Here is a 20072-nt window from a genome sequence, read left to right on the forward strand (position 1 = left end):
CAGCTGATTTTTTCAGCTGATTTTTTCAGTCGTTTTACTGTGGCACTCGCACCCAGCCTTCCATCAGCACTCTGGCGCTGCGGCTCATGAGGGCTTTGGTGACCTTCCAGTCAGCGCCTTCCTGAACAGCCTGCGCGCCGACCCGCAGCGTGCCGGAGGGATGACCGAAGCGCACCGCGCTGCGCGACTGTCCACCAGCCGCCAGGCTGACCAGCGTCCCCGGAATGGCGGCGGCGGTGCCGATGGCCACGGCAGCGGTGCCCATCATGGCGTGATGCAGCTTGCCCATCGACACGGCACGCACCAGCAGGTCGATATCCTGCGCTACGACAGGTTTGCCACTCGAAGACAGGTAATCGGCAGGCGCTGCTACAAAAGCCACCTTGGGTGTGTGCTGCCGCGTTGCGGCTTCATCAATGCTGCGAATCAGGCCCATGCGCACGGCACCGTAGGCGCGAATGGTTTCCAGACGGGCAAGCGCCTGCGGATCACCATTGATATCGCCCTGCAGCTCGGTACCGCTGTAGCCTATGTCGGCGGCGTTGACGAAAATCGTCGGGATACCGGCGTTGATCATGGTCGCTTTCAGGGTGCCTATACCGGGCACTTCAAGGTCGTCTACCAGGTTGCCGGTGGGAAACATCGAGCCGCCTGCGCCCTCTTCGTCCGCTGCCGGATCAAGAAACTCCAGCGCCACCTCCGCGGCCGGAAAGGTCACGCCGTCCAGTTCGAAATCGCCGGTTTCCTGTACCTCGCCGTTGCTGACGGGCACATGGGCGATGATGGTCTTGCCGATATTGGCCTGCCAGATACGCACGATGACGACGCCGTCTTGCGGCACACGACCAGCATCGAGCAGACCACTGGCGATAGCAAACGAGCCGACGGCCGCCGACAGGTTGCCGCAATTGCCGCTCCAGTCGATGAAAGGCTTATCGATGGACACCTGACCGAACAGGTAATCGACATCGTGGTCGGCCTTGGTGCTGCGCGACACAATGACCGTTTTGCTGGTACTGGACGTCGCCCCGCCCATGCCGTCGATCTGCTTTTCATAGGGGTCCGGGCTGCCGATGACTCGCAGCAGCAACGCATCCCGCGCCGATCCCTGAATCTGTGCAGCTTCGGGCAGGTCCGTCAGCCTGAAAAACACACCCTTGCTGGTGCCACCACGCATGTAAGTGGCGGGGATGCGGATCTGGGGTAAATGAGCCATGAATTCGTTGTCCTGTTCAAAGAGCGCGCTGCGCGCTCAAAATCGGACGCAGAGCGTCCAGAACTGCATGCCCACGCGAAGCATGGGCACGATAGTGCTCTTGCGCACGCTTATCGTTCCTCACGCTCCAGCGTAGCTACGATGCAGTAGCCTCCAGAAAATCCTGAGCAAAACGCTGCAGTACGCCGCCAGCCTCATAAATAGAAAGCTCTTCGGCAGTGTCCAGACGGCACGTCACCGGCACGTCCACACGTTCACCGTTACGGCGCTGGATCACCAGCGTCAAGGTCGCGCGCGGTGTGCGCTGACCGATCACGTCGAAGGTTTCGCTGCCGTCGATGCCCAGCGTCAGGCGGTTGGTGCCCGGTTTGAACTCCAGCGGCAGCACGCCCATGCCGACCAGGTTGGTGCGATGAATACGCTCGAAACCTTCTGCGGCGATGGCTTCGACACCCGCCAGCCTGACGCCTTTGGCGGCCCAGTCACGGGACGAACCCTGCCCGTAATCGGCACCGGCAATGATGATTAATGGTTGCTTGCGGGCCATGTAGGTTTCAATGGCTTCCCACATGCGCGTAACCACGCCCTCGGGCTCGATGCGGGTCAGCGAGCCTTTCCTGACCTTGCCGTCGATCACCGCCATCTCGTTGACCAGTTGCGGGTTGGCAAAGGTTGCCCGCTGGGCCGTCAAGTGGTCGCCCCGGTGGGTTGCGTAGGAGTTGAAGTCCTCCTCCGGCACGCCCATTTTCGCCAGATACTCGCCCGCAGCACTGTCGAGCATGATCGCGTTGGACGGTGACAGGTGATCGGTGGTGATGTTGTCCGGCAGCACGGCCAGTGCGCGCATGCCCTTGAGCGTGCGCTCTCCGGCCAGCGCGCCTTCCCAATAGGGCGGGCGACGGATGTAAGTGCTCATCGGGCGCCAGTCGTACAGCGGCTCGACTTTCGGCCCGGTGTGTTCTTCGATGGCGAACATCGGAATGTAGACCTGACGAAACTGCTCCGGCTTCACCGACGCCTGCACCACGGCATCGATCTCTTCATCGCTCGGCCAAATGTCCTTGAGGCGAATCTCTTTGCCATCGGCCATTCCGAGCACATCGTTTTCGATATCAAACCTGATGGTACCGGCAATGGCGTAGGCCACCACCAGAGGTGGCGAGGCCAGGAAGGCCTGTTTGGCGTAAGGGTGAATACGCCCGTCGAAATTGCGATTACCCGACAACACCGCAGTGGCGTACAGATCGCGGTCGATGATTTCCTGCTGGATCAGTGGGTCCAGCGCGCCGGACATGCCGTTACAGGTGGTACAGGCAAACGCCACGACGCCAAAACCCAATTGCTCCAGTTCGGACGTCAGCCCTGCGGCATCCAGATACAACGCCACGGTTTTCGAGCCCGGTGCCAGCGACGACTTCACCCACGGCTTGCGCATCAGCCCCAGACGATTGGCATTACGCGCCAGCAGGCCTGCCGAAATCACATTGCGCGGGTTGCTGGTGTTGGTGCAGCTGGTAATCGCCGCGATGATCACTGCGCCATCCGGCATCTGCCCCGGCACCTCGTCCCATTGCCCGGCAATGCCTCTGGCGGCCAGATCCGCAGTGGCGACCCGCGCATGGGGGTTGGACGGCCCGGCCATGTTGCGCACCACGCTGGACAGGTCGAAGCTCAGCACGCGCTCGTACTCCACTTCGTGCAGGCTGTCCGACCACAAACCGGTGTGCCGCGCATACAGCTCGACGAGTTTTACCTGCTCGTCTTCACGGCCGGTCAGGCGTAGATAATCGATGGTTTGCGAATCAATGGAAAACATTGCCGCCGTCGCGCCGTATTCCGGTGCCATGTTGGAAATCGTCGCCCGGTCACCGAGGGTCAGGCTCGACGCACCTGCACCATAGAACTCCAGATACGCGCCAACTACCTTCTGCTGACGCAGGTATTCGGTCAGAGCCAGCACCACATCGGTGGCGGTGATACCCGGCTGACGGCGTCCAGTCAGTTCGACGCCGATGATGTCCGGCAGGCGCATCCACGAGGCGCGTCCCAGCATGACGTTTTCGGCCTCGAGGCCGCCGACGCCGATGGCAATCACGCCCAGCGCGTCGACATGTGGCGTGTGGCTGTCTGTCCCCACCAGCGTGTCGGGAAAGGCTACGCCGTCGAGCACCTGCACCACCGGCGACATTTTCTCCAGGTTGATCTGGTGCATGATACCGTTGCCCGGCGGAATCACTTCGACGTTCTTGAACGCCTGCTTGGTCCAGTCAATGAAGTGAAAGCGGTCTTCGTTGCGACGATCTTCGATGGCGCGGTTCTTTGCGAACGCCTGCGGGTCATTACCGTCGGATTCCACTGCCAGCGAATGGTCGACAATTAGCTGCACCGGCACCACCGGGTTTACCTGCGCAGGATCACCGCCCTGCGAGGCAATTGCATCGCGCAGGCCGGCAAGATCGACCAGTGCGGTCTGCCCCAGAATGTCGTGGCAGACCACCCGCGCAGGGAACCACGGAAAGTCCAGATCACGCTTGCGCTCGATGAGCTGGGTCAAAGAAGCACTCAAGGTCGCAGGATCACAACGGCGCACGAGGTTCTCGGCCAGCACTCGCGAGGTGTAGGGCAGCGTGGCATAAGCGCCGGGCTTGAGCGCCTCGACCGCTGCGCGCGCATCGAAATAGTCCAGTCGGGTGCCAGGAAGCGTTTTGCGAAATTCACTGTTCATTGCGGGACTCGATCACGGAGTGTTCGGAATGCGGGCGGGGAACTCGTCAGCGGCTCCCCTGCCCCCTTTTCAGCGCTGCTCGATGGGCAGGAAGCTGCGCTGTTCGACGCCGGTGTATTCGGCGCTCGGACGGATGATGCGATTGTTGGCGCGCTGTTCGAAAACGTGAGCGGCCCAGCCGGTCAGGCGCGAGCAGACAAAGATCGGGGTGAACAGCTTGGTCGGGATGCCCATGAAGTGGTACGCCGAGGCATGGTAGAAGTCGGCGTTGGGGAACAGTTTCTTCTGCTCCCACATGACCTTGTCGATGGCTTCGGAGACAGGGAACAACACGCTGTCGCCCACCTCGTCGGCAAGCTTCTTCGACCAGCCCTTGATGACCTCGTTGCGCGGGTCGGACTCTTTGTAGATGGCATGACCGAAACCCATGATCTTTTCCTTGCGCTCAAGCATCCCCAAGGTGCCTTTGGTGGCTTCCTCAGCCGAAGCGAAACGCTGGATCATTTCCATCGCGGCCTCGTTGGCACCGCCATGCAGCGGGCCGCGCAACGTGCCGATGGCTGCGGTGACGCAGGAAAACAGGTCCGACAGAGTCGACGCGCAGACGCGGGCAGTGAACGTGGAGGCATTGAATTCATGTTCGGCGTACAGAATCAACGACACGTCCATGACCTTGCGGTGCAGTTCGCTGGGGGACTTATCCAGCAGCAGGTGCAGGAAATGCCCGCCGATGGAGTCTTCAGCGGTTGTGCAGTCAATGCGTTTGCCGTCATGACTGAAGCGATACCAGTAGCACATGATCGCCGGGAACGCCGCGAGCAAACGGTCGGTGGCATCGCGCTGCTGATCGAAACTGCGCTCCGGTTCCAGTGTGCCGAGCATTGACGCGCCGGTGCGCATGACGTCCATCGGGTGAGTGTCGGCGGGAATGCGCTCCAGCACTTCCTTCAGGGCCTGAGGCAGATCGCGCAGGCTCTTGAGTTTATCCAGATAAGCAGCCAGCTGGGCCTGGGTCGGCAGCTCGCCGTACAGCAGCAGGTAGGCAACTTCCTCGAACCGGGCCTCAGCGGCCAGTTCGCGCACGTCATAGCCGCGATACGTCAGCCCGGCGCCCGCCATGCCCACCGTGGACAACGCCGTCTGCCCGGCAACCTGCCCGCGCAGCCCGGCACCACTCAATACTTTTGCTTCAGCCATGATGTTCTCCACTATTGTTTTTGTGTGATGGGACGCAGAGCGTCACGAGATAAATTCACACCGGCAGCGCTCATCGTTGTACATCAGCCCAATGAGCCCGGAAAACGGGGCTCAAACTACGATGATGATCGTTCCCACGCTCCGCGTGGTAATGCATTTCGTGACGCTCCGCGTCACACATTGGAGCCTTGACGCGTGATTCAGTCCGTACGAATGCGGGCCTGAGTTTCGATTACGTTTGCTTTCTCGCCAGGCTGGAAACTTGTGACGCAGAGCGTCACGAACTGCATGCCAACGCGGAGCATTGGCACGATGGTCATCTCAAGACCTGTGTATAACGCTGAGCTTGCAGCGTGGGAACAAGAGTTCTCGTTCTGTGCCCATCAGCCCTTTTTCTGCGCAAACAGCGCGTCGAGTTTCTGCTCGAAGGTGTGGTAGTCGATGGCGTCGTACAGCTCCATGCGCGTCTGCATGCTGTCGACCACGTTCTTCTGGCTACCATCGCGACGGATCGCGCCGTAGACATTTTCCGCAGCCTTGTTCATGGCACGGAAGGCAGAAAGCGGGTAAAGGACCAGCGACACGTCGGCCGCGCGCAGCTCATCGACGGTAAACAAGGGTGTAGCGCCAAATTCAGTGATATTGGCCAGGATCGGCACGCCTGCACGGTTGGCAAATTGCTTGTACATCGCCAGCTCGGTGATTGCCTCTGGAAACACCATATCCGCGCCCGCTTCGATACAGGCCGCAGCACGCTCAAGTGCCGATTCCAGACCCTCGACCGCCAGTGCATCGGTGCGCGCCATGATCACGAAACTGTCGTCAGTCCGGGCATCCACGGCAGCCTTGATCCGGTCGACCATTTCCTGCTGCGAGACAATTTCCTTGTTGGGACGATGCCCGCAACGCTTGGCACCCACCTGATCCTCAATGTGAATCGCAGCAGCGCCGGCCTTGATCATCGAGCGCACGGTTCGCGCCACATTGAATGCCGAAGAACCGAAACCGGTGTCGACATCCACCAGCAGCGGCAGGTCGCAGACATCGGTGATGCGGCGCACATCAATCAACACGTCCTCAAGACCGGTAATCCCCAGGTCCGGAATGCCCAGTGACCCTGCCGCAACGCCGCCGCCAGACAGGTAAATAGCCTTGAACCCGGCGCGTTTTGCGAGCAGCGCATGATTGGCATTGATTGCGCCGACCACTTGCAACGGCTGTTCACTGGCGACCGCATCGCGGAAACGCTGGCCGGGAGTATTGTTGTTGTGACTCATTGTTCACCTCGGTCGGGAGCCGCCTGGAAGTGGCGCTCGATGTTGCGTCTGGATGCACCGATATGGCGGCGCATCAACAATTCAGCCAGCTCACCGTCGCGATCAGCGATGGCATCAAGAATACGGTGGTGTTCGGCAAAGGCCTGACGAGGCCGGTTGGGCGTTGTGGAATACTGGATGCGGTACATGCGCACCAGTTGGTACAGCTCGCCACACAGCATCTGGCTGAGGGTACGATTGCCGCTGCCCTGGATGATCCGGTAATGGAAATCGAAATCACCCTCTTGCTGGTAATAGCCGATGCCCGCCTGAAACGCAGCATCGCGCTCATGGGTGTCAAGGACGCCGCGCAATTCATCGATCTCGGCCGGGGTCATGCGCTCGGCGGCCAGGCGGCAGGCCATCCCTTCCAGAGACTCACGGATCTCATAAAGCTCGATCAGCTCGGCATGGCTGAGCGCGACAACACGTGCACCGACGTGCGGCACGCGCACCACCAGTCGCTGCCCTTCGAGCCGGTGAATGGCTTCACGTAACGGCCCGCGACTGATGCCGTAGGTGCGCGCCAGCTCCGGTTCGGAGATCTTGCTACCGGGGGCGATCTCGCCTTTCACAATAGCGGATTGAATGCGTCGGAAAACGTTCTCGGAGAGGGTTTCCGACTCATCAACGATTGCTACTGCCTTCTCGACCGCACCCAGCATTGTCGACACCTTTAGCCTGTTAAGACGCAAATCTAGCCATAAACTGCAAATCAGTCAAAGCAAAACAAAGGATTGTCGACAATATATCAAAAGGACGTCAAAGGTTCCTGCGAGAGAACCTGAACAGACATACAGGTTGATCACTGGCAGCGCCGAGGCTTCATGCTAGAATGCGCCGCGTCCGCACAGCACGCTCCGCACCGGAGCGGCGACTGCGAACTGCCTGCCCTATCACCCTCAGGTCAACTCCATTTGCGCCCTGACCCTGAAGTTGTTCGCTCATCGCGCCAGGATTTATGAGACTGACTAGCCTGCCCACATTGCTCTGCCTGCTGTTCTTTTCCGGCCTGCTGCTGCCCAGCGTCAGCGTGGCCGCCAACAAGACAGTCTATGGCCTCAACGAATACGCCAGCCTCATTGAAATCGACGTCGAGATTGCCGCCAAACTGGATACGGGGGCCAAGACCGCTTCACTGAGCGCCCGCGACATCAAGCATTTCAAACGCAATGGCGAAAGCTGGGTGCGCTTCTATATAGCCAGCGACAGCAAGCATATACACCCCATAGAACGACCTCTGGCCCGGGTCAGCAAGATCAAGCGCCGCGCCGACGACGTTGACCCGAATGAAGAAAACAAATACTCGTCACGTCCGGTGATCAACCTCGATATCTGTATGGGTGAAGCTTTACGCAACATCGAAGTGAACTTGACTGACCGAAGTGCTTTCCAATATCCGCTTTTGATCGGCTCCGAAGCGTTGAAACGCTTCGATGCGCTGGTCGATCCAAGTCTTAAATATGCGGCAGGGAAGCCCGTCTGCGCTTCCGTCGCTCAAAACGCAGAGTAAACCCATGCGCTCTCTTACACTCCATCTGAAGATCCTGATCACTGCCCTTGTGACCCTGGGCATCGCGATCACGGCCTATCAGATACTGGCGCTCGGCATACCCGTCACCGAAGACGAAACCGATGACCTGTGGAATATCGACGCCAAAGTCGAATTCATCGCCAATCCAAAGGATTCGGTGAAGGTCCAGATGTTCGTGCCGCCACTGGCCCACGACTACATCAGCCTCAATGAAAGCTTCATCTCGAACAATTACGGCGTCAGCGTCAACCGCGCTGACGGCAACCGCAAGGTCACCTGGTCGGCCCGTCGCGCCACCGGCAACCAGACGCTTTACTACCGACTGGTACTGACCAAGCGCTACAGCGGTGAGAAACCCAAGGTCAAAGGGCCGATCTTTCGCGACAGCATGACCGTCGAAGGCCCCGAAAAAATTGCAGCCGAGGCACTGCTGGCCCCCATTCGCCAGCACTCTGCGGACGTGGAAACCTTCATCACCGAAGCCATCAAACGCGTCAACAACCTGAATGACGATAACGTCAAGCTGCTGCTGGCCGGTGATAACTCGGCCTCCAACAAGGCCCGGGTCACCGAGCTGCTGCTGTCGATCGCCCACGTACCACTGGAAAAGGCCCACACCATTCGCCTGGATGCCGAGCAGCAGACGCCGGAACTCTGGCTGCGCAGCTTCAATGGCAAGGAATGGCTGTACTTCAACCCGGATACCGGTGAAGCCGGTCTGCCGGATGATCGCCTGTTGTGGTGGACCGGTGAAGACGCCCTGGTCAGTGTCGAAGGGGGCAAGAAAGTGCAAGTCACGTTCAGCCTCAATAACAGTGAAATGAACGCCATGCGTCTCGCCAAACTGACCGATGCCAGCACCGACTCCGACTTCCTCGCCTATTCTCTCTACGGGCTGCCGCTGCAAACCCAGCAGACCTTCATGGTCATGGTCATGATCCCGATTGGCGTACTGGTCATCCTGATCCTGCGCAACCTGATCGGCCTGCAGACACTGGGCACTTTCACGCCCGTGCTGATTGCCCTGGCGTTCCGCGAAACCCAACTGGGCTTCGGCATTATTCTGTTTACGGTGATCACCGCTCTGGGCTTGTCATTGCGCTCGTACCTGGAGCACCTGAAGCTGCAAATGCTGCCACGCCTGTCGGTTGTACTGACTTTCGTTGTGGTGCTGATTGCAGCCATCAGCCTGTTCAGCCACAAGTTGGGGCTCGAGCGCGGACTTTCGGTAGCGCTGTTCCCGATGGTGATCCTGACCATGACCATCGAACGCCTGTCTATTACTTGGGAAGAGCGCGGCGGTAGCCACGCCATGAAAGTCGCGATCGGCACACTGTTCGCGGCATCGTTGGCACACCTGATCATGAGCGTGCCGGAACTGACCTATTTCGTGTTCACCTTCCCGGCAGTGCTGTTGATACTGGTCGGCTTCATGCTGGCGATGGGCAGATACCGTGGCTATCGCCTGACCGAACTGATGCGCTTCAAGGCTTTTCTGAAAGAGGAAAAGACTAAATGATCGGCTGGTGGAAGACCTGGAAGGCGCTTGAGGCCCGCGGCATCATGGGCATCAATCGGCGTAACGCCGACTATGTGCTCAAGTACAACAAGCGCAGCCTTTATCCGGTCGTCGATGACAAGATCATCACCAAGGAGCGAGCCATCGCGGCAGGCATTCACGTGCCGGAAATGTACGGAGTGATTTCCACGGAAAAGGAAATCGACCGGCTTGACGATATCATCGGCGCGCACAGCGACTTCGTAATCAAGCCCGCCCAGGGCGCAGGCGGCGACGGCATTCTGGTCATCGCCGACCGTTTCGAAGAGCGCTTTCGCACCGTCTCGGGACGCATCATCAGCCATGCGGAAATCGAGCATCAGGTGTCCAGCATTCTCACGGGCCTTTATTCGCTGGGCGGACACCGTGACCGGGCGCTGATCGAATACCGGGTTGTTCCGGACCCGATCTTCAAAAGCATCAGTTATGAAGGCGTGCCGGACATCCGCGTCATCGTGCTGATGGGCTATCCGGTGATGGCCATGCTGCGCCTCCCGACCCGCCAGTCAGGTGGCAAGGCCAACCTGCATCAGGGCGCGATTGGCGTCGGTGTGGACTTGGCCACCGGCGTCACCCTGCAAGGCACCTGGCTGAACAACATCATCAGCAAGCACCCGGACACCACCCATTCGGTAGACGGCGTGCAACTGCCCAACTGGGACGGTTTCATGAAGCTTGCCGCCGAGTGTTACGAGCTTTGTGGTCTGGGCTACATTGGTGTCGATATGGTGCTGGACCAGGACAAGGGCCCGCTGATTCTGGAACTCAATGCCCGTCCCGGCCTGAACATTCAGATCGCCAATGACAGTGGCCTGACCCATCGCACTCAGGCCGTCGAGGCGCGTCTGGAGCAGCTGGCTCTTGAAGGACGCCAGGAATCGGCGCAGGAGCGGGTCAGCTTTGTCCAGGACCTGTTCGGTCACGTGCCCGGCGTCTGAACGGACATACCGCTAGGACTGCCGCATCGGCAAGGCTACAATCGCCAGCCGCGTTTCCAAGACCGATATTCGACGATGCCGATCTGCTCGATACACCCCCTGCCCTACAGCGCCGACCCGATCGCGTTCTTTGCGCGAATCCGCGGAGCGCCGGGCGCGGTGCTGCTCGACAGCGGCAGGCCGACCGCCGAGCGCGGCCGATATGACCTGCTCAGTGCATGGCCGCTGCAGGAACTGACCGTTGCCGATGACGAGAATGGAGCCGCCTATCTCCAGCGCTTGCGCGACAGTCTCGAGGCGCTCGGCACAGCGCAATTGCCTGACGGGTGCGAACTGCCCTTCGCTGGCGGCCTGATCGGTTATCTGAGCTATGAGTTTGGTCGACGCCTGGAACCGCTACCGGATCAGGCCATTGACGATCTGCAACTGCCCGAAGCGCGCCTGGGGCTCTACGCCTGGGCGCTGATCAGCGATCATCAGCAACAGACCAGCCAGCTTGTCTTTCACCCAAAGCTGGCCGAGACCGAGCGCAAACGTCTGATTGAGCTGTTCTCTGTCAGCGTCACTCAACCACCCACCGTTTTCCGGCTCAGTCAAGCGTTTCAGGCCAGCATCAATGCGGACGACTATCGACAGGCTTTCGAACGCATTCAGGCCTATATCCAGGCGGGAGACTGTTATCAGGTCAACTTCGCGCAACGCTTTCAGGCGCAATGTACTGGCGACCCGTGGGCCGCTTATTGTGCACTGCGAGCGGCTTGCCCGACGCCGTTCGCCGGCTACTTGAGCCTGCCGGGGCGCGATGCAATCCTGAGCCTTTCTCCGGAACGCTTCGTGCGGGTCAGCGCCAGGCAGGTCGAAACCCGCCCCATCAAAGGTACGCGGCCGCGCAGCCCGGACGCCGCAGAGGATGCCGCGTTCGCCAACGAGCTGCTGGCCAGCGAAAAGGACCGCGCTGAAAACCTGATGATCGTTGACCTGCTGCGCAACGACCTCGGCCGCAGTTGCCGCATCGGCTCGGTGAAAGTCCCCGAGCTGTTCAGCCTCGAAAGCTACCCCAACGTGCACCATCTGGTGAGCAGCGTGACCGGGGAGCTGGCCGCTGGCAACGATGCTCTGGACCTGATCGGTGGCAGCTTCCCCGGTGGCTCCATCACGGGCGCGCCGAAGATCCGCGCCATGCAGATCATCGACGAGCTGGAGCCGACCCGACGCAGCCTGTATTGCGGCTCGTTGATGTACCTGGACGTACGCGGCGAAATGGACAGCTCGATCGCCATCCGCAGCCTGCTGGTCAAGGATGGGCGCATTTCCTGTTGGGGCGGCGGCGGCATTGTGGCGGACTCGAACTGCGAGGCCGAATATCAGGAAACCTTCACCAAGGTCCGTGTGCTGCTGGAAACGCTTGAGGCGCTCTGAGATCCTGCGCGATACGCCTACCTCGCTCCGACTATCGTGCCAATGCTCCGCGTTGGCATGCCTTTCTGGACGCTCCGCGTCCGATCTTGCGCAGGAACCAGAAGTGTAAGCCCTGCGTCTAGAGCGGCAGATCCCGATTCGACGCCTTGATGAACTCTTTTTTCAGCTCATCAAAGGTATGCACCGCCGGAAACTGCGGAAACTCGCGGATAACGTTGTCGGGGGCATGGAACAGGATACCGGCGTCAGCCTCGCCCAGCATGGTGGTGTCGTTGTAGGAGTCGCCTGCCGCAATGATCCGGTAGTACAGGCTTTTGAACGCCAGTACCGACTGACGCTTGGGGTCTCTCTGACGCAACTGGTAACTGACCACCCGGCCGGTTTCATCAGTGATCAGGCGATGACATAGCAGGGTCGAAAAACCCAATTGGCGCATCAGCGGCTGCGAGAACTCGTAGAAAGTGTCGGACAGAATCACTACTTGAAAACGCTCGCGCAACCAGTTGACGAACTCCACTGCACCTTCCAGCGGCTTGAGGGTGGCGATCACTTCCTGAATATCCGACAGTTTCAGACCGTGCTCATCGAGAATACGCAGGCGCTGCTTCATCAGGACGTCGTAGTCGGGAATGTCTCGAGTGGTTGCGCGCAGTGATTCAATACCGGTTTTTTCGGCAAAGGCGATCCATATTTCCGGGACAAGCACACCTTCCAGGTCCAGACAGGCAATTTCCACAGCACACTCCTCAAGGCTTTGGCTATCAACGCAGGCAGCACTCTAGCCTCCGGCAACGGCCACTGAACAGCGGATTTTGTTACCATTGCTGCCATCACGAGCGCTTAAGCGCCACTCTTGCATTCTAGGAAGCCGCCTGATGAGCCAACCTTTCGACGTCGCTGAACTGGCGACGACCTATGCGAACAAGTCTGCACAAGACATTCTGAAACTGGCCTTCGAACACTTCGGTGACGAACTATGGATCTCCTTTAGCGGCGCCGAAGACGTCGTGCTGGTAGACATGGCCTGGAAGCTGAACAAAAACGTCAAGGTCTTCAGTCTCGACACCGGACGCCTGCACCCGGAAACCTATCGTTTCATTGAACAGGTCCGTGACCACTACAAGATCGAGATCGAAATCATCTCGCCGGACCAGAGCAAGCTCGAACCGTTCGTCAAGGAAAAAGGCCTATTCAGCTTTTACCGGGATGGTCATGGCGAATGCTGCGGCGTCCGCAAGATCGAACCGCTGCGCCGCAAACTGTCTGGCGTCACAGCCTGGGCCACCGGCCAGCGCCGCGACCAGAGCCCTGGCACACGCAGCGCCGTTGCCGCGCTGGAAATCGACAGCGCGTTCTCGACCGCCGAACGCACGCTGTACAAATTCAACCCGTTGGCGCAGATGAGCAGCGAAGAAATCTGGGGCTACATCCGCATGCTGGAACTGCCTTACAACAGCCTGCACGAGCGCGGTTTCATCAGCATCGGCTGCGAACCCTGCACCCGCCCGGTATTGCCGAACCAGCACGAACGCGAAGGTCGCTGGTGGTGGGAAGAAGCCACACAGAAGGAATGCGGGCTGCATGCGGGCAACCTGATAGCGCGCAACTGACGCCGCCAGAGGCACGCCTCAACCTGCAAGTTACAGGTCAAAGCGCGTACGGCTCTGACTTGTAACTTGCCGCTGCGACTAGTGCACCGGCAACTCGACGTTGGCAAACAGCTCTTCCATTTCCTGTTTGTTATGGCACTGAATCGCCTTGGCCATGACTTCACGGGTCAGGTGCGGGGCAAACTTTTCGATGAAATCGCACATAAAGCCACGCAGGAAGGTGCCGCGACGGAAAGCGATCTTGGTCACGCTGGACTCGAACAGGTCGCTGGCGTCCAGTACCACCAGATCGCTGTCGACCTCTTCGTCTACCGCCATCCTTGCAACAATGCCCACGCCCAGATTCAGTCTGACGTAGGTCTTGATCACGTCAGCATCCGCAGCCGTAAACACGACCTTGGGCACCAGCCCCCGATGACTGAACGCTTCATCGAGCTTGGAGCGGCCGGTAAAACCGAATACGTAAGTCACAATCGGGTACTCGGCCAGCAGCTCCAGAGTGAGCTTGGGCACCTTGGTCAACGGGTGGCCCTGCGGTACAACAACGCAACGGTTCCAGCGATAGCACGGCATCATCACCAGATCGCTGAACTGCTCAAGCGCTTCGGTGGCAATAGCGAAATCGACCGTCCCGTCAGCGGCCATTTCGGCGATCTGCATTGGCGAGCCCTGATGCATGTGCAAGGCCACGTCAGGGTACTGCTTGATGAAATTACTGATGACCGGCGGCAACGCATAGCGCGCCTGGGTGTGAGTGGTTGCGATCGACAGTGTGCCTTTCTTCTCGTTGGAGAACTCCTGGGCAATCTGCTTGATGCTTTCGACCTTGCGCAGAATCTCGCCTGCGGTGGTGATAATCCGCTCGCCTGCGGGTGTCACACGTGTCAGGTGCTTGCCACTACGGGCGAAAACCTCGACGCCCAGCTCGTCTTCAAGCAGACGAATCTGCTTGCTGATGCCGGGCTGGGAGGTGTAAAGGCTCTGGGCCGTCGCAGAAACGTTGAGGTCGTGGTGCGCCACTTCCCAAATGTAGCGCAGTTGTTGGAGCTTCATATGTATCCCTCAAAGCAGATAAACCCTATGGGTATCAGCGACGGTATATAACTGGATTAATGGTGAGACGAATAATTCTAGAACTTTTTATCACCTTTGTAAGGTGATCGCACGCTCGATTTCACTAAAACCACCAATTGAACCTTCCTCTCCTTACCCTCACTCCTTTTTCAACATCATCGGAACCATGTAGACCGGCACGTCGGAAAATTGCAGGACCCTGGCAGCCGTCCGGCCTATCGAGGTGCCCTCTTCTATCCTGCGACTGTGACTGCCCACCACCAGCAAATCCACCTCCAGCTTGTGCGCCTGCTCGATAATCACACTGGCAGGCTCTCCCTGAACGACACGCACCGTACGAATCAGGGAGAGGTCCGCGTGGCCGTCTCCCAGTTCTTCACGAAAGCCGTCGAGCATTCGTTGCTCTATGGCGTCCAGAAACGTATTAACACCCTTGCCGCGAAGCTCTTTCAAGGCCTCCTCGCCCAGATGGCTCTGCAATACCGACTCGGCGAACAGACCCAAGGGCTCAACGACATGGATTACATACAGCCCTGCGTTGAACGTTCGAGCCAGCGCCAGCGCGTGCTGCGTTACATAAGGCGCGTACAGACCAAGGTCTGTGGCATACAGCATCGAACGAACCATACAACCTCCCGAACAACCGGAATGGCGGAGATTGACTCAGCGTAGCAGCGCATCATCGGCTGCGACGACGGACTTCTCAGCCACCGTTGGCAAGCGGCGTTATTTCATTGCTGATGCCATGCGGAACATGTCCGGTTGCCACCACTTCACGTGCCTTTTCGCAGTGACCGGGCTGATCGTCGAAGAATACATCGGCGGCAAATGCTTCAAGAAAGGCCGACTTCTGCAAGCCGCCGAGAAACAGCGACTCGTCGAGACGAATGTCCCATTCGCGCAAGGTGCGGATCACCCGTTCATGTGCAGGTGCCGAGCGGGCCGTGACCAGCGCGGTACGAATCGGGCAGCTCGCATCGGGAAACTCACGCTGCAATTGATAGAGCGCGGCGAGAAACGGTTTGAAGGGGCCACCACGCAAAGGCTCGCGCGCCGACTCACGCTCGCTGGCCTGAAAGGCAGCCAGGCCGCCGCTCTGGTAAACCCGCTCCGATTCGTCGGAAAACAACACGGCGTCACCATCGAACGCAATCCGCAGCTCGGCGCTGGCTGCACGCCGCGCACCGCCAGAAAGGATTGTCGCCGCAGCAAAACCGGCATCCAGCGCGCTGCGCACATCCTCGGCATGGGTCGACAGAAACAGATGGCAGCCAAACGCAGCCAGATAAGGATAAGGACTGCGCCCACCCGCGAAGGCGGCACGGCTGATGTCCAGGCCGTAATGCTGGATCGAGTTGAACACCCGCAGGCCGGTATCGGCGCTGTTGCGCGACACCAGCACCACTTCCACGCGCGCCTTGTCCAGGCTGGCATTGAGGCTCAGGAGTTTTTCAACCAGCGGGAAAGCGTCGCCCTGCTCGAGAATCTCATCCTCGTGCTCGATCTGATACTTGCGGTAGGCCTCCACGCCGTCGGCCATATACACGTCGTGGCTGTCACGAAGATCGAACAGCGCCCGCGATGAAATCGCCAGCACCAGCTTATGGCCATCAGCCTCTGTCATGAGTCACTCCTCGTTTGCCGAGCGGTTGCCACGGTCAATAAATGCCAGTGCCTGATAAAGCGCCCGCATGCGCGGCATGTCAAACCCTGCAGCAAGCGCGGCAGCGAGGGGCCGGGCATAAATGGCTTCAAGCTCCAGTGGCCGCTTCTCGACCAGGTCGTGATACATGCTGGGCCTGTAGTCCGGCATGCTTTGGGTCACGGTAAACAGATGCTGCGCGAAACCGGGCGGCAAGGCATGACCACAGGCCTCGGCACCCTGTACTACTTCATCCATCAGCGCCTGGATCAATGCCTGACTGTCAGGGTCGGCCATCAATTGGCTGGTACTGGTCTGCAACAAGGCCGACAGCCCGTTGTAGGGCACATTCCAGACCAGCTTCTGCCAGCGGGCCTGCTGCAGATTGGCCATGACGGGGGCGTCGATACCGGCCGTCTTGAACAAGGCCGCGCAGGCTTCGACGACCGCCATGCGGCTCGCCTGGTCGCCTGCCGGGCCGCTGTGATAGCCGATACTGACCGCGCCGAAGGCTTCATGAGCGACGACGCCGGGCGCAATCCGGTTGACGCAGACGAAACATAGCCCGCCCAATATATGCAGGCTGTCGGGCAGCACGCTGCGCAACTGATCTTCGACGGCCAGACCGTTCTGCAGCAGCAACACTTTGGCGTCCGGCGCAGCGGCCTGGCTAATGATCGGCCCCAGCGCGGCATTGCCAGTGCTCTTGGTGCCAACCAGCAACCAGTCGCAAGGCGGCATGTCAGCCGCCGAGCGATAGGCTTGAACGGGTTTGAGATGCAGATCGCCATGCACGGCACTACTGACCTGCAACCCCTCGCGCGCAACCGCCTCAAACTCGCTGCGCAACAAAAAATGCACGTCGTATCCGGCACGCGCCAGCATCAGCCCGTAAAAGCCGCCGATGGCACCTGTACCAATAATGCCGACACGCGGACGACGGAAATCAACACTCATGACCTCTCCCTTGGCTGTCAGATTATTTCGGGCCTCACACTATCCGTCGCAGCGGATTGTCTTGCAATACAGCAGCGCGGCCCGGCGGGCAGTTACCCGTAACCTGCCCGATACCTCGTTTACTTATTGTCGAACAGCGCGATAACGCGCTAAGGTTCGGCTCCCCGCTGCGCTCAAACCTGCTGGGCACCGCCGCACGGGGGACCGTTGGCGGCCAGTACCCGCGACCTGATGAGTAACACGATGGCTGATTTACCGATTGACGACCTTAACGTTGCCTCCAACGAGACTCTGATCACCCCGGATCAGCTCAAGCGCGAAATCCCTCTGACCGACGCTGCCCTGCACACCGTCAGCCAGGGTCGCGAGGTGATTCGCAACATCCTCGATGGCAATGATCACCGCCTGTTCATCGTGATCGGCCCCTGCTCGATCCACGACCTGAAGGCAGCCAAGGAGTATGCAGAGCGCCTCAAGGCGTTGGCGGCAGAAGTGTCCGACACGCTGTATCTGGTCATGCGCGTCTATTTCGAGAAGCCACGCACTACCGTGGGCTGGAAAGGCCTGATCAACGACCCGTACCTGGATGACTCGTTCAAGATCCAGGATGGCCTGCATATCGGTCGCCAGTTGCTGCTGGACCTGGCTGAAATGGGTTTGCCAACCGCCACCGAAGCACTCGACCCGATCTCCCCGCAGTATCTGCAGGACCTGATCAGCTGGTCGGCCATTGGCGCGCGCACCACCGAATCCCAGACTCACCGCGAGATGGCTTCCGGCCTGTCGTCGGCAGTCGGCTTCAAGAACGGCACCGACGGCGGCCTGACCGTTGCCATCAACGCCTTGCAATCGGTCTCGAGCCCGCACCGCTTCCTCGGCATCAACCAGGAAGGTGGCGTGTCGATCGTGACCACCAAGGGCAATGCCTACGGCCATGTCGTGCTGCGCGGCGGCAATGGCAAGCCCAACTATGATTCGGTCAGCGTCGCGCTGTGCGAACAGGCCCTGAACAAGTCCGGCATTCGCCCGAACATCATGGTCGACTGCAGCCATGCCAACTCCAACAAGGACCCGGCCCTGCAGCCGCTGGTAATGGAAAACGTCGCCAACCAGATTCTGGAAGGCAACGAATCGATTATCGGCCTGATGGTTGAGAGTCACTTGAACTGGGGCTGTCAGGCGATTCCGAAGGACCTGTCGGAATTGCAGTACGGCGTATCCATTACCGATGCCTGCATCGACTGGGAAAGCACTGAAAAGACCCTGCGCAGCATGCACGCGAAACTCAAGGGCGTACTGCCCGCTCGCAAGCGCAAGTAACTGCTTGACCGATTAACCTGCAACAACGAAAACGCCGAGCATATGCTCGGCGTTTTTCATGCTTACGGTCAGTAAGCTCGATGTATCAGAGCTTGGCCGCCTGCGACTGCAGGTCATGCAGTTCCATATAGCGCTCGACATAAGAGCAGGACGGTATGACGGAATAGCCCATGCTGCCTGCATAGTCCAGGGCTTCCTTGGTCAGGGCGGCGGCTATACCGCGTCCACGCAAGGCATCGGGCACAAAGGTCCGGTAGAAATCCAGCGTCTGCTTGCCGAGATCCATGTACGTCAGGTAGGCACGGTGGCCGTCGATAATGATTTCGAAATGGTGGCCGACTTCGTCATGGTGGATGGACAACGCCTCGCTCATCGCTACTCCTCGCGGGTCTTGGAATTTGACCCCTACCTTACCGGTCTTTTTCCGGCGAAGGAACATCTACGCCGCCCAGTGTCTGTTTTCGACACCGGTAAGAGCATTGCCGATCTCGACGCACATCACACTGAGATAGTAGGCACCATTGCCGGATATGCTCAAGCGCGGTCGGATTAAAAATGCCTGGAAATGCTCCCGCACCGACCGACAGTCAAACATCCAAGGTTTTTGCAGATGTTCAACGCGTTGTGCGGAACCGCCGATACGGACAGGGGCCCAGTGAAAGTGGATAGTTTTTGTACAGAACGCTTGAGAAGTAACGCGGAACACTTTCAAAGCAGGGAATTTTAGCAGCTTCTTGCGCTGGGTCCGTTTACTTACTACAAACAATGGGTACTATGTACGCCGGTCGTTTTCTCATTTTCGAGAGATGACTAATTTGAACAAAATTCCTTGAAGGTGAACACGATGAACAACGTTCTGAAATTCTCTGCTCTGGCTCTGGCCGCAGTTCTGGCTACCGGTTGCAGCAGCGTATCCAAAGAAACCGAAGCTCGTCTGACAGCTACCGAAGACGCAGCAGCTCGTTCGCAAGCACGTGCCGACGAAGCCTACCGCAAGGCTGACGAAGCTCTGGCTGCTGCTCAAAAAGCTCAGCAAACTGCTGACGAAGCCAACGAGCGCGCTCTGCGCATGCTGGACAAAGCTAGCCGCAAGTAATAATCCCCCGGGATTATTGAAAGCCGATCCGGCAACGGGTCGGCTTTTTTTATGCCTGTTATCTGGCTGGGTGATGGCTTACAGATTGGCACGATAGTGAGGTTCGACTCAGGTCACCTTTGTTATCCCAGACGCCGCTCGTTCCTCACGCTCCGCGTCACACGGCGGTTCTGCGATGTCAGGTGGATCGGGGTTCGACTCAGGTCACCTTTGTTATCCCAAACGCCGCTCGTTCCTCACGCTCCGCGTGGGAATGCAGTTCGTGACGCTCTGCGTCACACGGCGGTTCTGCGATGTCAGGTGGATCGGGGTTCGACTCAGGTCACCTTTGTTATCCCAAACGCCGCTCGTTCCTCACGCTCCGCGTGGGAATGCAGTTCGTGACGCTCTGCGTCACACGGCGGTTCCGAGACATCAGTGATATATGTTTCTAGCTCAGGTCACCTTTGCGCCCTTACGGCGCCCTACTT

18 protein-coding genes are annotated in these 20072 nt (G+C 59.1%); 7 read left to right on the top strand and 11 right to left on the bottom strand.

Features of this window, described 5'->3' with window-relative positions:
• Nucleotides 1–34 precede the first annotated feature (34 nt).
• The 5 genes from prpF to AO068_RS16740 all read right to left on the bottom strand — a co-directional run bounded on the left by prpF (nt 35) and on the right by AO068_RS16740 (nt 7119).
• A complete protein-coding gene (gene prpF / locus AO068_RS16720; RefSeq protein ID WP_058408920.1) occupies nt 35–1216 on the bottom strand; it encodes a 2-methylaconitate cis-trans isomerase PrpF in 1182 nt (393 codons plus the stop codon).
• A gap of 136 nt (nt 1217–1352) precedes the next feature.
• Complete coding sequence (acnD, locus tag AO068_RS16725; RefSeq protein ID WP_058408921.1) at nt 1353–3941, bottom strand: Fe/S-dependent 2-methylisocitrate dehydratase AcnD; 2589 nt, start codon at nt 3939–3941, stop codon at nt 1353–1355.
• 69 nt (nt 3942–4010) lie between these two features.
• Nucleotides 4011–5138 (bottom strand): bifunctional 2-methylcitrate synthase/citrate synthase, encoded by a 1128-nt coding sequence (gene prpC / locus AO068_RS16730; RefSeq protein ID WP_058401043.1) that lies wholly within the window; start codon nt 5136–5138, stop codon nt 4011–4013.
• A gap of 383 nt (nt 5139–5521) precedes the next feature.
• Nucleotides 5522–6415 carry a methylisocitrate lyase gene (gene prpB, locus AO068_RS16735; RefSeq protein WP_005732529.1) on the bottom strand — a complete coding sequence of 298 codons (894 nt, stop codon included), beginning with the start codon at nt 6413–6415 and terminating at the stop codon, nt 5522–5524.
• A complete protein-coding gene (locus AO068_RS16740) occupies nt 6412–7119 on the bottom strand; it encodes a GntR family transcriptional regulator (protein WP_058408922.1) in 708 nt (235 codons plus the stop codon). The genes prpB and AO068_RS16740 overlap by 4 nt, the downstream gene beginning before the upstream one ends.
• Before the next feature lie 296 nt (nt 7120–7415).
• Between AO068_RS16740 and rloA the strand changes: the two genes are divergently transcribed.
• From rloA to pabB, 4 genes are all read left to right on the top strand, one after another.
• Entirely contained in the window at nt 7416–7967 is a 552-nt protein-coding gene (gene rloA / locus AO068_RS16745) for a retropepsin-like aspartic peptidase RloA (RefSeq protein WP_058408923.1), read from the top strand.
• A gap of 4 nt (nt 7968–7971) precedes the next feature.
• Entirely contained in the window at nt 7972–9507 is a 1536-nt protein-coding gene (gene rloB / locus AO068_RS16750; RefSeq protein ID WP_005732527.1) for an osmotic stress tolerance membrane protein RloB, read from the top strand.
• Entirely contained in the window at nt 9507–10484 is a 978-nt protein-coding gene (locus tag AO068_RS16755) for an alpha-L-glutamate ligase-like protein (protein WP_161936594.1), read from the top strand. Before rloB ends, AO068_RS16755 begins: the two co-directional genes overlap by 1 nt.
• 75 nt (nt 10485–10559) lie before the next feature.
• On the top strand, nt 10560–11903 hold the full coding sequence (gene pabB / locus AO068_RS16760) for an aminodeoxychorismate synthase component I (RefSeq protein ID WP_058408924.1): 1344 nt from the start codon (nt 10560–10562) through the stop codon (nt 11901–11903).
• Between the two features lie 118 nt (nt 11904–12021).
• Here pabB and thrH read toward each other — a convergent pair whose 3' ends face one another.
• Nucleotides 12022–12639, bottom strand: a complete 618-nt coding sequence (gene thrH / locus AO068_RS16765; protein WP_058408925.1) for a bifunctional phosphoserine phosphatase/homoserine phosphotransferase ThrH — start codon at nt 12637–12639, stop codon at nt 12022–12024.
• Between the two features lie 139 nt (nt 12640–12778).
• On the opposite strand from thrH, the gene AO068_RS16770 reads away from it, so the two are divergent.
• Nucleotides 12779–13513: a phosphoadenylyl-sulfate reductase gene (locus AO068_RS16770; RefSeq protein WP_002553025.1), complete on the top strand. Its 735-nt coding sequence runs from the start codon at nt 12779–12781 to the stop codon at nt 13511–13513.
• 78 nt (nt 13514–13591) lie between these two features.
• Here the strand turns inward: AO068_RS16770 and cysB are convergent, their stop codons facing one another.
• The 4 genes from cysB to AO068_RS16790 form a co-directional block, all read right to left on the bottom strand.
• Nucleotides 13592–14566, bottom strand: coding sequence for an HTH-type transcriptional regulator CysB (gene cysB, locus AO068_RS16775; protein ID WP_003382487.1), 975 nt, complete (start codon nt 14564–14566; stop codon nt 13592–13594).
• A gap of 159 nt (nt 14567–14725) precedes the next feature.
• On the bottom strand, nt 14726–15214 hold the full coding sequence (locus AO068_RS16780) for a universal stress protein (protein WP_058408926.1): 489 nt from the start codon (nt 15212–15214) through the stop codon (nt 14726–14728).
• Between the two features lie 76 nt (nt 15215–15290).
• Nucleotides 15291–16211, bottom strand: a complete 921-nt coding sequence (locus AO068_RS16785; protein WP_058401039.1) for a 5'-nucleotidase — start codon at nt 16209–16211, stop codon at nt 15291–15293.
• Nucleotides 16212–16214: 3 nt separating this feature from the next.
• Nucleotides 16215–17186: a putative 2-dehydropantoate 2-reductase gene (locus AO068_RS16790; protein ID WP_058408927.1), complete on the bottom strand. Its 972-nt coding sequence runs from the start codon at nt 17184–17186 to the stop codon at nt 16215–16217.
• Between the two features lie 243 nt (nt 17187–17429).
• Here AO068_RS16790 and AO068_RS16795 point away from each other — a divergent pair, with 243 nt between their 5' ends.
• Nucleotides 17430–18506, top strand: a complete 1077-nt coding sequence (locus AO068_RS16795; RefSeq protein ID WP_058401037.1) for a 3-deoxy-7-phosphoheptulonate synthase — start codon at nt 17430–17432, stop codon at nt 18504–18506.
• A gap of 85 nt (nt 18507–18591) precedes the next feature.
• Here AO068_RS16795 and AO068_RS16800 read toward each other — a convergent pair whose 3' ends face one another.
• The gene (locus tag AO068_RS16800; protein ID WP_002553019.1) at nt 18592–18879 is read right to left on the bottom strand and encodes a GNAT family N-acetyltransferase; all 288 of its coding nucleotides are present in this window, start codon (nt 18877–18879) and stop codon (nt 18592–18594) included.
• Between the two features lie 471 nt (nt 18880–19350).
• On the opposite strand from AO068_RS16800, the gene oprI reads away from it, so the two are divergent.
• Nucleotides 19351–19602, top strand: coding sequence for an outer membrane lipoprotei OprI (gene oprI / locus AO068_RS16805; protein ID WP_002553018.1), 252 nt, complete (start codon nt 19351–19353; stop codon nt 19600–19602).
• Nucleotides 19603–20072 lie beyond the last annotated feature (470 nt).

The organism is Pseudomonas sp. ICMP 3272 (assembly GCF_001466905.1).
In the GTDB taxonomy this organism is placed as follows: Bacteria; Pseudomonadota; Gammaproteobacteria; order Pseudomonadales; family Pseudomonadaceae; genus Aquipseudomonas; species Aquipseudomonas amygdali.